At 70.2% G+C, this 15,607-nt stretch carries 13 protein-coding genes; 7 read left to right on the top strand and 6 right to left on the bottom strand.

The window, feature by feature from the left end:
- Positions 1 to 2: 2 nt before the first annotated feature.
- The 6 genes from rsmG to rpmH all read right to left on the bottom strand — a co-directional run bounded on the left by rsmG (position 3) and on the right by rpmH (position 3,515).
- Positions 3 to 746: a 16S rRNA (guanine(527)-N(7))-methyltransferase RsmG gene (rsmG, locus tag IH54_RS0103245; RefSeq protein WP_043179612.1), complete on the bottom strand. Its 744-nt coding sequence runs from the start codon at positions 744 to 746 to the stop codon at positions 3 to 5.
- A gap of 133 nt (positions 747 to 879) precedes the next feature.
- Positions 880 to 1,398, bottom strand: a complete 519-nt coding sequence (locus IH54_RS0103250) for a protein jag (protein ID WP_031512711.1) — start codon at positions 1,396 to 1,398, stop codon at positions 880 to 882.
- A gap of 15 nt (positions 1,399 to 1,413) precedes the next feature.
- Positions 1,414 to 2,643 carry a membrane protein insertase YidC gene (gene yidC, locus IH54_RS0103255; protein ID WP_234343329.1) on the bottom strand — a complete coding sequence of 410 codons (1,230 nt, stop codon included), beginning with the start codon at positions 2,641 to 2,643 and terminating at the stop codon, positions 1,414 to 1,416.
- Positions 2,644 to 2,645: 2 nt separating this feature from the next.
- Entirely contained in the window at positions 2,646 to 2,963 is a 318-nt protein-coding gene (gene yidD, locus IH54_RS0103260) for a membrane protein insertion efficiency factor YidD (protein WP_031512713.1), read from the bottom strand.
- On the bottom strand, positions 2,960 to 3,358 hold the full coding sequence (gene rnpA, locus IH54_RS42770; RefSeq protein ID WP_078861895.1) for a ribonuclease P protein component: 399 nt from the start codon (positions 3,356 to 3,358) through the stop codon (positions 2,960 to 2,962). The genes yidD and rnpA overlap by 4 nt, the downstream gene beginning before the upstream one ends.
- Positions 3,359 to 3,377: 19 nt before the next feature.
- Positions 3,378 to 3,515 (bottom strand): 50S ribosomal protein L34, encoded by a 138-nt coding sequence (gene rpmH / locus IH54_RS42775; RefSeq protein WP_030543677.1) that lies wholly within the window; start codon positions 3,513 to 3,515, stop codon positions 3,378 to 3,380.
- A 384-nt stretch (positions 3,516 to 3,899) separates the two neighbouring features.
- Between rpmH and dnaA the strand changes: the two genes are divergently transcribed.
- The 7 genes from dnaA to gyrA all read left to right on the top strand — a co-directional run bounded on the left by dnaA (position 3,900) and on the right by gyrA (position 15,607).
- Positions 3,900 to 5,690 carry a chromosomal replication initiator protein DnaA gene (gene dnaA, locus IH54_RS0103265; RefSeq protein WP_078861896.1) on the top strand — a complete coding sequence of 597 codons (1,791 nt, stop codon included), beginning with the start codon at positions 3,900 to 3,902 and terminating at the stop codon, positions 5,688 to 5,690.
- Positions 5,691 to 6,434: 744 nt separating this feature from the next.
- Positions 6,435 to 7,565, top strand: a complete 1,131-nt coding sequence (gene dnaN / locus IH54_RS0103270) for a DNA polymerase III subunit beta (protein WP_031512716.1) — start codon at positions 6,435 to 6,437, stop codon at positions 7,563 to 7,565.
- A gap of 124 nt (positions 7,566 to 7,689) precedes the next feature.
- Entirely contained in the window at positions 7,690 to 8,571 is an 882-nt protein-coding gene (gene gnd, locus IH54_RS0103275; RefSeq protein ID WP_267965163.1) for a phosphogluconate dehydrogenase (NAD(+)-dependent, decarboxylating), read from the top strand.
- Between the two features lie 79 nt (positions 8,572 to 8,650).
- Positions 8,651 to 9,817: a DNA replication/repair protein RecF gene (gene recF / locus IH54_RS0103280; RefSeq protein WP_031512719.1), complete on the top strand. Its 1,167-nt coding sequence runs from the start codon at positions 8,651 to 8,653 to the stop codon at positions 9,815 to 9,817.
- A gap of 86 nt (positions 9,818 to 9,903) precedes the next feature.
- Positions 9,904 to 10,416, top strand: a complete 513-nt coding sequence (locus IH54_RS0103285) for a DUF721 domain-containing protein (protein WP_043179725.1) — start codon at positions 9,904 to 9,906, stop codon at positions 10,414 to 10,416.
- A 447-nt stretch (positions 10,417 to 10,863) separates the two neighbouring features.
- Positions 10,864 to 12,864, top strand: coding sequence for a DNA topoisomerase (ATP-hydrolyzing) subunit B (gene gyrB / locus IH54_RS0103290; RefSeq protein ID WP_031512721.1), 2,001 nt, complete (start codon positions 10,864 to 10,866; stop codon positions 12,862 to 12,864).
- A 43-nt stretch (positions 12,865 to 12,907) separates the two neighbouring features.
- Positions 12,908 to 15,607, top strand: a complete 2,700-nt coding sequence (gene gyrA / locus IH54_RS0103295) for a DNA gyrase subunit A (protein ID WP_031512722.1) — start codon at positions 12,908 to 12,910, stop codon at positions 15,605 to 15,607.

A 15,607-nucleotide genomic window follows, 5' to 3' on the forward strand; every position in this document is an offset into this window, starting at 1 on the left:
CTTCAGCGCCGGCGGCGTCCCGCGTTGCCTCCGGCACGCGGCGCCCGGCTCGCCCGAGCGGCCTTGGCCCGCCGCGTCGCCGCCCGTACCCCGCCGGGGCTCTCGCCCACCAGGACGCGCACCACAGTGGACAGCGGGGCCACGACGCCCTCGCCGACCTGGACCACCGAGGCGCCGACCGCACCGAGCTTGCCGAGTGCCGCGCGCGCCGCCTTCAGCTCCTCCTCGGCGGTGTCGCCCTTGAGCACCGCCATCTCCCCGTGCGGCCTCAGCAGCGGCAGCCCCCAGCCGGCCAGCCGTTCCAGTGGCGCCACGGCACGCGCGGTCACCACGTCCACCGGCGGCAGCTTGCCGACCATCTCCTCCGCTCGGCCGCGCACCACCGTGACGTTGTCCAGCCCCAGCAGCCGTACCGCCTCCTCCAGGAAGGTGGTACGGCGCAGCAGCGGCTCCAGCAGGGTGATGTCCAGGTCGGGGCGGGTCAGTGCCAGCGGGATGCCGGGAAGGCCGGCACCGGAGCCGACGTCGCACACCGACACGCCCTGCTCGATCACCTCGGAGAGCACCGCGCAGTTCAGCAGATGCCGCTCCCAGAGCCGCGGCACCTCGCGCGGACCGATGAGGCCGCGGTGCACCCCGGCGTCCGCCAGCAGCTCGGCATAGCGCACCGCATCGGCGAACCGGTCGCCGAACACCGCCCCGGCCTGCTCCGGCGGCGCGGGAAGCTCCGCTGCTGCCTCCGTCACGGGACTGTCCTTTCGTCGGTTCTCGTGGTCGGTTGTCGTGTCGATCGTCACGTTCGGGCTCGTCCAGACTGACAAGATTCGGCCCCGCCTGCGAGCAGACGGGGCCGAATGATCATGGGGCGGCAGCCGGTCGTCAGACCGGCAGGACGACCACCCGGCGCTGGGGCTCCTCGCCCTCGGACTCGCTGCGCAGTCCCGCAGCGGCCACCGCGTCATGGACGACCTTGCGTTCGAAGGGCGTCATCGGGTCGAGCTTCACCGGCTCGCCCGTCTCCTTAGCCTCGGCGGCCGCCTCCGCGCCCAGCTGCGCCAGCTCGGCGCGCTTGCGGGCCCGGAAGCCGGCGATGTCCAGCATCAGGCGGCTGCGCTCACCGGTCTCGCGGTGCACCGCGAGCCGGGTGAGCTCCTGGAGCGCCTCCAGCACCTCGCCGTCCCGCCCCACGAGCTTGGTCAGCTCGCGTGCGGAACCGTCGCCGATGATCGACACCGAAGCCCGCTCGCCCTCGACATCCATGTCGATGTCACCGTCGAGGTCGGCGATGTCCAGCAGCCCCTCCAGATAGTCCGCCGCGATCTCACCCTCCTGCTCGAGCCGGGTCAGAGTCGCGGACGAGCCGCTGTCGGTTGCCGTGCCGGTGTTGACGTCGCTCACGCCTGGACTCTCCTCTTACTTCTTCTTCGACGACAGGTTGGTCGGCTTGGCCTTGGCTCCGGACTGCTTGCCCGCGGAGCCGCCCTTCTGACCGCCCGCCTTCGGGGCCCCGGCACGGGGCGCACCGGCGCGCGGCGCTCCCGCCCGCGGCGCACCGCCGCTGCCGGACTTGGGCTTGCTGCCGCCACCGGACGCCGGGGAAGAGCCGGAAGACCCGGAGGATTCCGTGGAGCCGCCGCCGTCGGTCGTGGCGCTGCCGCCCGCGTCCTGCTTCTGGCTGTCGGAACCGCCCGCACGGGGGGCGCCGCCGCCCGGGGCACCGGTGTGCCGCTTGGCCTTGGTCTGCCGCTTGGGCTGGGTGCGGTTCGCCCGCGCGACCTCGACGGCCTCCTTGGCGGCGACCTCCTCCGGCGGCTCCACGAGCTTGCCCTTGGCGCGCAGCCGCTCCTGGCGCTGCTGGAAGGCCAGGCTGCCCGGGGTGGGGTTGCGGTAGATCACGAACATCTGCTGGCCCATCGTCCACACATTGGTGGTCAGCCAGTAGATGAGGACACCGACGGGGAAGTTGATACCCATCACGGCGAAGATGACCGGGAAGACGTACATCAGCATCTTCTGCTGCTGCATGAACGGCGTCTTGACCGTCATGTCGACGTTCTTCGTCATCAGCTGGCGCTGGGTGAAGAACTGCGAGGCCGACATCATCACGATCATGATGATGGTGACAACACGCACATCGACCAGCGTCGCACCCAGTTCCTGGACCTTGGAGGAGCTGTCGAGGAACTTCGCCGCCAGCGGGGCACCGAAGATGTGGGCGTGCTGCGCACTGTCGACGAGGTTGTGGTCGATGACACCGACCTTGTGGCCCTTCGCGATGTTGCTCAGCACGTGGTAAAGGGCGAAGAAGAACGGCGACTGCGCCAGAATCGGCAGGCACGAGGAGAGCGGGTTGGTGCCCGTCTCCTTGTACAGCTTCATCATCTCTTCGGACTGCTTCTGGCGGTCGCTCTTGTAGCGCTCCTGGATCGCCTTCATCTTCGGCTGGAGCGCCTGCATGTTCCGCGTCGACTTGATCTGCTTCACGAACAGCGGGATCAGGCAGATGCGGATCAGGACCACCAGCGAGACGATGGACAGACCCCACGCCCAGCCGCTGTCCTTGTCGAAGATCAGGCTGTAGAACGAGTGGAACTGGACGATGATCCACGACACTGCGTCGTATAGGGGGTTCAGGATCCCCACGGTCAGGCTCCTTGGGCGTGAGAGGGTCCGGTGGGCTCGGGCGTGACGGGCCCGTCGGAGCCGCCCCGCAGTGCGCGGCGCAGCAGTTGGTGCCATGGCGGCCGCTTACGCGGCGGTACATGATCCACACCGCCGGGCGACCAGGGGTTGCACCGGAGGATGCGCCACGCGGTCAGGGCGGTGCCCTTGATCGCACCATGCCGATCGATCGCGGTGTACCCGTAGTGCGAGCACGACGGGTAATACCGGCACACCGGGCCGAGCAGCGGACTGATCGTCCACTGGTACAGCTTGATCAGTGCCAGCAGCGGGTATTTCATTGAGCCACCCTCCCCTCGGCGTCGCCATGGGTGTCACGGCCCAGCAGCCGCTTCAGTGCGGCGTCCAGGTCGAGGGCCAGCTGTGCATGGTCCGCGTTCCCGGCGTCGGGAAGCGCGCGTACCACTACCAGGCTACCGGGGGGAAGCAGAGACAGGCGTTCCCGTACGAGATGCCTGAGCTTGCGCTTGACCCGATTCCGCTGTACGGCGCCGCCGACCGCCTTGCTTACGACGAAACCCGCACGTGCCGGGGGAGTGCTCTCCCCCGGCACATGCGGGTGGGTGGCGTCGCGACGCAGATGGACGACCAGCAGCGGGCGGCCCGCCCGGCGTCCACGGCGTACGGCCGCAGCGAAATCCTGGCGCCGCCTCAGCCGATTCTCGGTGGGCAGCACGACATCAGGCCTGAGGCAATCAGGCGGACAGGCGGGCGCGGCCCTTGGCGCGACGGGTCGCGAGGATCGCGCGACCGGCGCGCGTACGCATCCGCAGACGGAAGCCGTGGGTCTTGGCACGACGGCGGTTGTTCGGCTGGAAAGTGCGCTTGCTCACTCAGGGGCTCCAGGAGAGTTTCGGATCCGGCGGGGCGTCGCCTGGCTGTCACCGTGCGCCCACGAAAAGCTCGCGGACCAAACGGGTCACCGCTTGACGACCGTCCGGCAGTACGAACTCCGGAGGATCCTCGCCCATCGGTAGGCAGGCGGCAGCAGCCATCGACAACTCGACCTCGATACGGTACGTGCGGCTAGGCCATCCGGTCAAACCCGGCGGTGCGCGCCCGCCATTTGTACACACCCTGTGGACAACGACTTGAACCGTGCACGCCGCCCTGATTACCGTGGCTGAACTCCGTACTCTTCCCGCCCCTGTCGCGACCCACACGTCCGCGGGAGTCCACGCACCCAGTTAGTACAGCAACCCGAGAGAGCGTGCCCTGTGGCTGACGTAAGCGCCGATCTTGCCGCAGTGTGGCCCCGGGTCCTGCAGAAACTGCTGGTGAGCGGGGAGGACCTGAAGCCGGTGCACGCCGAGTGGCTGCGCCGGATCCAGCCGCTGGCGCTGGTGGCCGGGACGGCGGTGCTGTCCGCACCCAACGAATACGCCAAGAAGATCCTTGAAGGACAGCAGCTCAAGCAGCTCATCACCGATGTGCTCAGCCATGAGTTCGGTCACACCGTGGGGATCGCCATCGCCGTCGCTTCCGGCGGCGACCAGGAGCAGCCGGCCCCCCCGTCCGCCCCCTCCCCGGAGCGGCAGCGCCCGGCCGAGGACCCGTACGACGAGGTGCCGCGCCCGCGGCACTCCTACCAGGACCCGCCCGGCGGCGGCAGCGACGACTGGACACCGCGCGCCCCGGCCGGCGAGAGCTGGCAGCAGCCCGGTCTCGGCAGCTGGGGCACGTCCTCCGGCGGCTTCCAGGACCGCAGGTCCGACGACTACTCCGGGCATCTCGACCCGCGCCCCGACCCCTCCGGGCCCTACCGCCCCGAGCGCTCCGACGGCTACCCCTCCGTACCCCACCAGGCGATGCCCCCGGACAGGGGCCCCTACCCTCCCGCGTCCGGCGGCGGCTACCCCCCGCAGCAGCCCCAGCCCCCCGAGTCCCGCCGCGACCGCCCCGGGTCCGGCCATACGGGCGGCCACGGCCACGGCGGCGGACCCGGATCGGGCGGTGCGAGCGGCGGGGCGGTGGAGCCGACCGCGCGGCTGAACCCGAAGTACCTCTTCGACACCTTCGTGATCGGCGCCTCCAACCGCTTCGCGCACGCCGCCGCCGTCGCGGTGGCCGAGGCGCCGGCCAAGGCGTACAACCCGCTCTTCATCTACGGCGAGTCGGGCCTGGGCAAGACGCACCTGCTGCACGCGATCGGGCACTACGCGCGGAGCCTCTACCCCGGCACCCGGGTCAGGTACGTCAGCTCGGAGGAGTTCACCAACGAGTTCATCAACTCCATCCGGGACGGCAAGGCGGACGCGTTCCGCAAGAGATACCGGGACATGGACATCCTGCTCGTCGACGACATCCAGTTCCTGGCGCAGAAGGAGTCGACGCAGGAGGAGTTCTTCCACACCTTCAACACCCTGCACAACGCCAACAAGCAGATCGTGCTGTCCTCGGACCGGCCGCCCAAGCAGCTGGTCACCCTGGAGGACCGGCTGCGCAACCGCTTCGAGTGGGGCCTGATCACCGACGTCCAGCCGCCCGAGCTGGAGACGCGGATCGCGATCCTGCGCAAGAAGGCGGTGCAGGAGCAGCTGAACGCGCCGCCGGAGGTGCTGGAGTTCATCGCCTCGCGGATCTCCCGCAACATCCGCGAGCTGGAGGGCGCGCTGATCCGCGTCACCGCGTTCGCGAGCCTCAACCGGCAGCCGGTGGACCTCCAGCTCACCGAGATCGTGCTCAAGGACCTGATCCCGGGCGGCGAGGACTCGGTGCCGGAGATCAGCGGCAACGCGATCATGGCGGAGACGGCGGCCTACTTCGGGCTCGCGGTGGACGACCTGTCCGGCTCCTCGCGCAGCCGGGTGCTGGTCACCGCGCGGCAGATCGCCATGTACCTGTGCCGGGAGCTGACGGACCTGTCGCTGCCGAAGATCGGCGCGCTCTTCGGCGGCCGCGACCACACCACGGTGATGCACGCCGACCGCAAGATCCGCTCGCTGATGGCCGAGCGGCGGTCCATCTACAACCAGGTGACCGAGCTCACCAACCGCATCAAGAGCTGAGCGGGCCGGCGCACTCCCCGCGCCCTGTTCGAATCCCCGACGCCGCGGTCCTGTTGTCCACAGGATCGCGGCTTTTTTGTCGTCCACACCCTGGGGACACCGGAGTTGTCCCGATACCCTCCACAGGTCCGGCCGCCGCACCGATGTCCGGGCAGCTCAGCCGGTTGGGGAAATGTGGGTAACCGCCGTCCACAGACTGTGGACGGCGCGGCCGTCCACAGCGCCCACCGACCGGTTGTCCACCGCTCGCCCACAGGATGCGGCCGGTTGTGCACAGCGAGGGGCCACTTCTCCACATCTCTGTCCACTGTTCGGCAACGAAATCCGCTCTGTCCCCCGGGAGAGTGAAAGCCGTCACACCAACGTGGTGGGTTCGCCTGGGGAGAACCTGGGTATTCCTGGGGATGCAGCTGGGGACAACCCCCCACGGCCTGTGCACGAGGTGTGCACAACTTTCCGCCATCCACAGCGGGCCCCGGTTGCCCACAGCCGTCACCCACAGGCTCTGGGGATAAAAAACGCGGGCTGACCTGCACAGGAACCGGTTATCCACGGTATCCACACCCCCTACTACTACGACTACACGTAGAGAGTGGGGAAGGCGTTTCGAAGTCGGTCCTGTGCACAACTCGCCCGTCGTCGTCCGCCCGCCCGTGTCGCCGCTTGACGGCAAGCAGCAACGAGTGACAGTCCCCTGCGGCAGACTGTTCCCCGACAGTCGGCAACAAGCAGGAGGCGGTTCCGGTGAAGATCCGGGTGGAGCGCGACGTACTCGCCGAGGCAGTGGCTTGGGCAGCCCGCAGCCTCCCGGCCCGTCCTCCGGTGCCGGTGCTCGCAGGCCTGCTGCTCAAGGCCGAGGACGGCCAGCTGAGCCTGTCCGGCTTCGACTACGAGGTCTCCGCCCGGGTCGCCGTCGAGGCCGAGGTGGACGAGGAGGGCACCGTCCTGGTGTCCGGCCGGCTGCTCGCCGACATCTCCCGGGCGCTGCCCAACCGCCCGGTGGAGATCTCGACCGACGGCGTCCGCGTCACCGTGGTGTGCGGCAGCTCGCGCTTCACGCTGCACACCCTGCCTGTGGAGGAGTACCCGGCGCTGCCCGCGATGCCGACGGCGTCCGGCACGGTGCCCGGCGAGGTCTTCGCCGCCGCCGCCAGCCAGGTCGCCATCGCCGCAGGGCGCGACGACACGCTGCCGGTGCTGACCGGCGTGCGGATCGAGATCGAGGGCGACACGGTGACGCTGGCCGCCACCGACCGCTACCGCTTCGCCGTCCGCGAGTTCCTGTGGAAGCCGGAGCAGGCCGACATCTCCGCCGTCGCCCTGGTGCCCGCCAAGACGCTGCAGGACATCGCCAAGTCGCTCACCAGCGGCGACACCGTGTCGATCGCGCTCGCCGGCTCCGGCGCCGGTGAGGGCCTGATCGGCTTCGAGGGCGCCGGGCGGCGCACGACGACCCGGCTGCTGGAGGGCGACCTGCCCAAGTACCGCACGCTCTTCCCCACCGAGTTCGCCTCCGTCGCGGTCATCGAGACCGCGCCCTTCGTCGAGGCCGTCAAGCGCGTGGCCCTCGTCGCCGAGCGCAACACCCCGGTGCGGCTGAGCTTCGAGCAGGGCGTGCTGACCCTGGAGGCCGGCTCCAGCGAGGATGCACAGGCTGTGGAAAGGGTCGACGCCAAGCTGGAGGGCGACGACATCTCGATCGCCTTCAACCCGACCTTCCTGCTCGACGGCCTGAGCGCGATCGACTCCCCGGCCGCCCAGCTGTCCTTCACCACCTCCACCAAGCCGGCGCTGCTCAGCGGCCGCCCGGCCGTCGATGCCGAGGCGGACGAGGCGTACAAGTACCTGATCATGCCGGTGCGGCTGTCCGGCTGAGCCCGCCCGCGAGGGTCGTGCGGGCCGACGTAGGCTCGTCCTCAGGTCAGGTTCAGGGTCAGACGGCTGCGGACGGCGCCGGTACGCGTTCCGGGTGTCCGCGAGGCTTCGAAACGAAGGAAGTGTGATGGAGCTCGGTCTCATCGGTCTCGGCAAGATGGGCGGCAACATGCGCGAGCGCATCCGCCGCGCAGGCCACACCGTCATCGGCTACGACCGCAACCCCGATCTCGCCGATGTCCACAGCCTCAAGGAGCTTGTGGACAGCCTGCAGGGGCCGCGCGTGGTGTGGGTCATGGTGCCGGCCGGCGCCGCGACCCAGGCGACCATCGACGAGCTGGGCGAGCTGCTCTCCCCCGGCGACCTGGTCGTCGACGGCGGCAACTCGCGCTGGACGGACGACGAGAAGCACGCCGAGCAGCTGGCCGCCAAGGGCATCGGCTTCGTCGACTGCGGCGTCTCCGGCGGCGTGTGGGGCCTGGCGAACGGCTACGCGCTGATGTACGGCGGCAAGGCCGAGGACATCGCCAAGGCGCAGCCGATCTTCGACGCGCTCAAGCCCGAGGGCGACAGCGGTGCGGTGCACGCCGGCCGGGTCGGTGCGGGGCATTTCGCGAAGATGGTCCACAACGGCATCGAGTACGCGATGATGCAGGCCTACGCCGAGGGCTGGGAACTGCTGGAGGCTGTGGACTCGGTCACCGACGTCCGCGAGGTCTTCCGCTCCTGGAAGTCCGGTACGGTCATCCGCTCGTGGCTGCTGGACCTGGCCGTGGATGCCCTCGACAAGGACGAGCACCTGGACAGGCTGCGCGGCCACGCCGACGACTCCGGTGAGGGACGCTGGACGGTGGAGGCCGCGATCGACAACGCGGTGCCGCTGCCGGCGATCACCGCCTCGCTCTTCGCGCGTTTCGCCTCCCGCCAGGACGACTCGCCGCAGATGAAGATGATCGCCGCACTCCGCAACGAGTTCGGCGGGCACGCGGTCACCGCCGCGGAGTAAGCCGCGTGTGCGGGCCGCCCGGCGGCCCGCACCGCACAGCACAGCAGGGAGGTCGGCGCGGCCGCGCGCCAAGCACGCGATGCACGTAGCGCACCTGTCGCTCGCCGACTTCCGCTCCTACGCCCGGGCCGAGGTCCCTCTCGACCCGGGCGTCACGGCTTTCGTGGGCCCCAACGGGCAGGGCAAGACCAACCTGGTCGAGGCGGTCGGCTACCTGGCGACGCTGGGCAGCCACCGGGTCGCCGCTGACGCCCCACTGGTCCGCATGGGCGCCGAGCGCGCGGTGGTACGCGCCCAGGTCGTGCACGGCGGCGGGCCCGGCCCGCACGGCGGCGCCGAGGGCGAGCGCCGCCAGCTGCTCGAACTGGAGATCAACCCCGGCCGCGCCAACCGCGCCCGGATCAACCGCTCCTCGCAGGTCCGCCCGCGCGATCTGCTGGGCATCGTGCGCAGCGTGCTCTTCGCGCCCGAGGACCTGGCGCTGGTCAAGGGCGACCCGGGGGAGCGGCGGCGCTTCCTCGACGAGCTGATCACCGCCCGCGCGCCGCGTCTGGCGGGGGTGCGCAGCGACTTCGACCGGGTGCTCAAGCAGCGCAACACGCTGCTGAAGACCGCCGCGCTGGCCCGCCGGCACGGCGGCAAGGGCGCGGATCTGTCGACGCTCGACGTGTGGGACCAGCACCTCGCCGCCGTGGGCGCGGAGCTGCTGGCGCACCGGCTGGACCTGGTCGCCGCCATGCAGCCGCTGGTGGACAAGGCGTACGAGCAGCTCGCGCCGGGCGGCGGGCCCGTGGGCCTGGACTACCGCGGATCGATCGGCGACGAGGCGATGGCGGGCGCGAGCGGCCGCGAGCAGCTGCGCGAGCGGCTGCTGGAGGCGCTGACGCGGGCCCGGCGGCAGGAGATCGAGCGCGGCGTGACGCTGGTCGGCCCGCACCGCGACGACCTGCTGCTCAAGCTCGGGCCGATGCCCGCGAAGGGCTACGCGAGCCACGGCGAGTCCTGGTCGTACGCGCTGGCGCTGCGGCTGGCCTCCTACGAGCTGCTGTGCGCGGACGGCGACGAGCCGGTGCTGGTCCTCGACGACGTCTTCGCCGAGCTGGACGCCCGCCGCCGGGAGCGGCTCGCGGAGCTGGTCGCGGGTGGCGAGCAGGTGCTGGTCACCGCGGCGGTGGACGACGACGTGCCCGGCGCGCTGCGCGGGGCACGGTTCGCGGTGGAGAACGGGACGGTGGTGCGGCAGTGAGCGACATCCCGAGCACGCCGGGTACGCCGGGATCCCCGGGGGTCCCCGGGGATCCCGGCGCGTCCGCGGCACCCGGCACGCCCGGCGTGCCGGGCGGGCAGCCCTCCGGCGTGGACCTGGCGCGGGTCGCGCTGCGGGCGGCGAAGGAGCAGGCCAGGGCCAGGGGCGCGGCAGCCGTGCAGAAGAAGCAGGCCAGGCGCGGCGGGCTGCGCAGCGGCGCGCACGCAGACGGGCGCGACCCGCTGCCGCTGGGTGCGGCCATCAACCGGCTCATCACCGAGCGCGGCTGGGAGGCGCCGGCCGCGGTCGGCGGGGTCATGGGCCGCTGGCCGCAGCTCGTCGGCCCGGACGTGGCCCAGCACTGTGCGCCCGACCGCTACGACGAGGAGGCGCGCGTCCTCACCGTGGTGTGCGACTCCACGGCCTGGGCGACGCAGCTGCGGCTGCTGGCCCCGATGCTGGTGGCCCGGCTCAACACCGACCTCGGGCACGGCACGGTCAAGCTGCTGAAGGTCCAGGGACCCGCCGGTCCGCCGCGCGGTTACGGCGGGCGGCTCCGCGCGCCGGGCAGCCGCGGCCCCGGCGACACGTACGGCTGAGCCGCCGCCCGCGGGGTGCCGCGGGAAGAGCGCCCGCTACTGCACCCCCGTACCACCGCCGTACGGCCGTACGACCCGGACGGTGCCGCGGACCCGGCACGTACCGCGATGAAAGCGCAGGTCAGCGGGCCGTGTCGGACCTGTGTGCGAGCCTGGTTCCAGGTCCGGGGGGAAGCCGGGGGGCGACCCTGCTGTGCGTAGCCGGGCCCTGACAGCCGGAAGCCCTGGACGCCCGCGTGAGCGGTTTTGGGGCCTGGGCCGCGTGGAGGGAGTCTCACGGCAGCGGTTTTGGGCGGCACATGGGAAGCGAGGTACCGGCAAAGCCCCATGAGGGTCGGCGCTACCGGTAGACTGGCTCCAACACCGCCCTCCCCTGGCCACGCGGCAGGGGTACCCCAGCGGAACATGTCGAAGACGCAGCCGATCCCGCGCGGCGGGACCCGGCTCGTGCTGTGCCAGAAAGGGCGCTTCGTGGCCGATTCCGGCAACCCCAACGAGAATTCCAGCAAGTCCTACGACGCCAGCGCGATCACCGTGCTCGAAGGCCTGGACGCGGTGCGCAAGCGTCCGGGCATGTACATCGGGTCGACCGGTGAGCGTGGCCTCCACCACCTCGTGCAGGAGGTGGTGGACAACTCGGTCGACGAGGCGATGGCCGGGCACGCGGACACCATCGACGTGACGATCCTCGCCGACGGCGGGGTGCGCGTGGTGGACAACGGGCGCGGTATCCCGGTCGGCATGGTCCCCTCGGAGGGCAAGCCGGCCGTCGAGGTCGTGCTCACCGTGCTGCACGCGGGCGGCAAGTTCGGCGGCGGCGGCTACGCGGTCTCCGGCGGTCTGCACGGCGTCGGCGTGTCCGTGGTCAACGCGCTGTCGACGCGCGTCGCGGTCGAGGTGCGCACGGACGGCTACCGCTGGACGCAGGACTACAAGCTCGGGGTGCCGACGGCGCCGCTGGCACGCAACGAAGCCGTCGAGGAGACCGGCACGTCGGTGACCTTCTGGGCCGACCCGGACATCTTCGAGACCACCGACTACTCCTTCGAGACGCTGTCGCGCCGCTTCCAGGAGATGGCCTTCCTCAACAAGGGCCTGCGCATCTCGCTGACCGACGAGCGGGCCGACCACGTCGACGAGGAGGGCAAGCCGCTTGCCGTCGCGTACTACTACGAGGGCGGCCTCGTCGACTACGTGACGTACCTCAACTCGCGCAAGGGCGAGCTGATCCACCCCACCGTCATCGACATCGAGGCGGAGGACAAGGAGCGGCTGCTGTCCGTCGAGGTGGCGATGCAGTGGAACAGCCAGTACAGCGAGGGCGTCTACAGCTTCGCCAACACCATCCACACGCATGAGGGCGGCACCCACGAGGAGGGCTTCCGCGCGGCGCTGACCAGCCTGGTCAACAAGTACGCGCGGGAGAAGAAGCTGCTGCGCGAGAAGGACGACAACCTCAACGGCGAGGACATCCGCGAGGGCCTGACCGCGATCATCTCGGTCAAGCTCGGCGAGCCGCAGTTCGAGGGCCAGACGAAGACCAAACTGGGCAACACCGAGGCGAAGACCTTCGTGCAGAAGGTCGTCCACGAGCACCTCAGCGACTGGCTGGACCGCAACCCGGTGGAGGCCGCGGACATCGTCCGCAAGGCCATCCAGGCGGCGACGGCCCGGGTGGCGGCCCGCAAGGCGCGCGACCTGACCCGCCGCAAGGGCCTGCTGGAGTCCGCGTCGCTGCCCGGCAAGCTGAGCGACTGCCAGTCCAACGACCCGACGAAGTGCGAGATCTTCATCGTCGAGGGCGACTCGGCCGGCGGCTCCGCGAAGTCCGGCCGCAACCCGCAGTACCAGGCGATCCTGCCGATCCGCGGCAAGATCCTCAACGTCGAGAAGGCCAGGATCGACAAGATCCTGCAGAACCAGGAGATCCAGGCGCTGATCTCCGCCTTCGGCACCGGCGTGCACGAGGACTTCGACATCGCCAAGCTGCGCTATCACAAGATCATCCTGATGGCGGACGCCGACGTCGACGGCCAGCACATCAACACCCTGCTGCTGACCTTCCTCTTCCGCTTCATGCGCCCGCTGGTGGAGGCCGGACACGTCTACCTGTCCCGCCCGCCGCTGTACAAGATCAAGTGGGGCCGGGACGACTTCGAGTACGCCTACTCCGACCGCGAGCGCGACGCGCTGGTGGTGCTGGGCAAGCAGAACGGCAAGCGCGTCCGCGAGGACTCCATCCAGCGCTTCAAGGGTCTGGGCGAGATGAACGCGGAGGAGCTGCGCGTCACCACGATGGACATCGACCACCGTGTGCTCGGCCAGGTCACGCTGGACGACGCGGCGCAGGCCGACGACCTGTTCTCGGTCCTGATGGGCGAGGACGTGGAGGCCCGCCGCTCCTTCATCCAGCGCAACGCCAAGGACGTCCGGTTCCTGGACATCTGAGTCGGCCCCCTCATTGGCCGTGTGAAAGGACTATCTGACAGCGATGGCCGACGACCAGACCCCCCCGAACATCCCCCCCGTGCCCGACGTCCCCGACTCCGAGCGGGAACTGCGCAACGAGGCCGGCGGCCTGCGCGTCGAGCCCGTCGGGCTCGAGACCGAGATGCAGCGCAGCTATCTCGACTACGCGATGTCCGTCATCGTCTCGCGTGCGCTGCCGGACGTGCGGGACGGCCTCAAGCCGGTGCACCGCCGGGTGCTGTACGCGATGTACGACGGCGGCTACCGGCCGGAGAAGGGCTTCTACAAGTGCGCCCGCGTCGTCGGCGACGTCATGGGCACCTACCACCCGCACGGCGACTCCTCGATCTACGACGCGCTGGTCCGCCTCGCGCAGCCGTGGTCGATGCGGATGCCGTTGGTCGACTCCAACGGCAACTTCGGCTCGCCCGGCAACGACCCGGCCGCCGCCATGCGGTACACCGAGTGCCGCATGATGCCGCTGTCCATGGAGATGGTCCGGGACATCGACGAGGAGACCGTCGACCTCCAGGACAACTACGACGGCCGCAACCAGGAGCCGACGGTCCTGCCGTCCCGCTTCCCGAACCTGCTGATCAACGGCTCGGCGGGCATCGCGGTCGGCATGGCCACCAACATCCCGCCGCACAACCTGCGCGAGGTCGCCGACGGCGCCCAGTGGTGCCTGGCCAACCCGGACGCGAGCCCGGAGGAGCTGCTGGACGCGCTCATGGAGCGCATCAAGGGCCCCGACTTCCCGACCGGCGCGCTCGTCGTCGGCCGCAAGGGCATCGAGGACGCCTACCGCACCGGCCGCGGCTCGATCACCATGCGGGCGGTCGTCGAGGTCGAGGAGATCCAGAACCGGCAGTGCCTGGTCGTCACCGAGCTGCCGTACCAGGTCAACCCGGACAACCTGGCGCAGAAGATCGCCGACCTCGTCAAGGACGGCCGGATCGGCGGTATCGCCGACGTCCGTGACGAGACGTCGTCGCGCACCGGCCAGCGGCTGGTCATCGTCCTGAAGCGGGACGCGGTCGCCAAGGTCGTGCTGAACAACCTCTACAAGCACACCGACCTGCAGACCAACTTCGGCGCCAACATGCTGGCCCTGGTCGACGGGGTGCCGCGCACGCTGTCGCTGGACGCCTTCATCCGGCACTGGGTCACCCACCAGGTCGAGGTCATCGTCCGGCGCACCCGCTTCCGGCTGCGCAAGGCCGAGGAGCGCGCCCACATCCTGCGCGGCCTGCTCAAGGCGCTGGACGCGATCGACGAGGTCATCGCGCTCATCCGGCGCAGCGACACGGTCGAGGTCGCGCGCGAGGGCCTGATGGGCCTGCTCGACATCGACGAGATCCAGGCCAACGCGATCCTGGAGATGCAGCTGCGTCGGCTGGCCGCGCTGGAGCGGCAGAAGATCATCGCCGAGCACGACGAGCTCCAGGCGAAGATCAACGAGTACAACGCGATCCTCGCCTCGCCGCAGAAGCAGCGGCAGATCATCAGCGAGGAGCTGCAGGCCATCGTCGACAAGTACGGCGACGACCGGCGCAGCAAGCTCGTGCCCTTCGACGGTGACATGTCTATCGAGGACCTGATCGCCGAGGAGGACATCGTCGTCACGATCACCCGCGGCGGTTACGTCAAGCGCACCAAGACCGAGGATTACCGCTCGCAGAAGCGCGGCGGCAAGGGCGTGCGCGGCACGAAGCTCAAGCAGGACGACATCGTCGACCACTTCTTCGTCACCACCACCCACCAGTGGCTGCTGTTCTTCACCAACAAGGGCCGGGTCTACCGCGCCAAGGCCTACGAGCTGCCGGACGCCGGACGGGACGCGCGCGGCCAGCACGTCGCCAACCTGCTGGCCTTCCAGCCCGACGAGCGCATCGCGCAGATCCTGGCGATCAAGGACTACGAGGCGGCGCCGTACCTGGTGCTCGCCACCAAGTCCGGCCTGGTGAAGAAGACCGCGCTCAAGGACTACGACTCGCCTCGCGCGGGCGGTGTCATCGCCATCAACCTGCGCGAGGCCGCCGACGGGGCGGAGGGCGCCGAGGGCGGCACCCCCGACGAGCTGATCGGTGCCGAGCTGGTCTCGGCGGAGGACGACCTGCTGCTGGTCAGCCGGAAGGCGCAGTGCATCCGGTTCACCGCGTCGGACGATGCGCTGCGGCCGATGGGCCGGGCGACGTCCGGGGTCAAGGGCATGAGCTTCCGCGAGGGCGACGAGCTGCTGTCCATGAACGTGGTGCGGGCCGGGACGTACGTCTTCACCGCCACCGACGGCGGGTACGCCAAGCGCACCTCGGTCGACGAGTACCGGGTGCAGGGCCGCGGCGGCCTGGGCATCAAGGCTGCCAAGATCGTGGAGGACCGGGGTTCGCTGGTCGGCGCGCTGGTGGTCGAGGCCGGCGACCAGATCCTGGCCATCACGCTCAGCGGCGGGGTCATCCGGACTCGGGTCGGAGAGGTCCGGGAAACCGGCCGTGACACCATGGGCGTCCAACTCATCAACCTCGGAAAGCGCGACGCCGTGGTCGGTATCGCGCGTAACGCCGAAGCGGAGGATGATCCGGATGCGGCCGGTCCCGCCGTTATGGGCGAGGATGGGTCCGGACACGGAATCGAACATGTCGTGTCCGGCACCGGGCAGGACGCCGGACAGGACGTTACGGCCGAGGGCGATGTGCCCGCGGCCGGTGAGCCGGAGGAGTAA

Source organism: Streptomyces sp. NRRL F-5123 (assembly GCF_000721495.1).
Classification (GTDB): Bacteria; Actinomycetota; Actinomycetes; order Streptomycetales; family Streptomycetaceae; genus Actinacidiphila.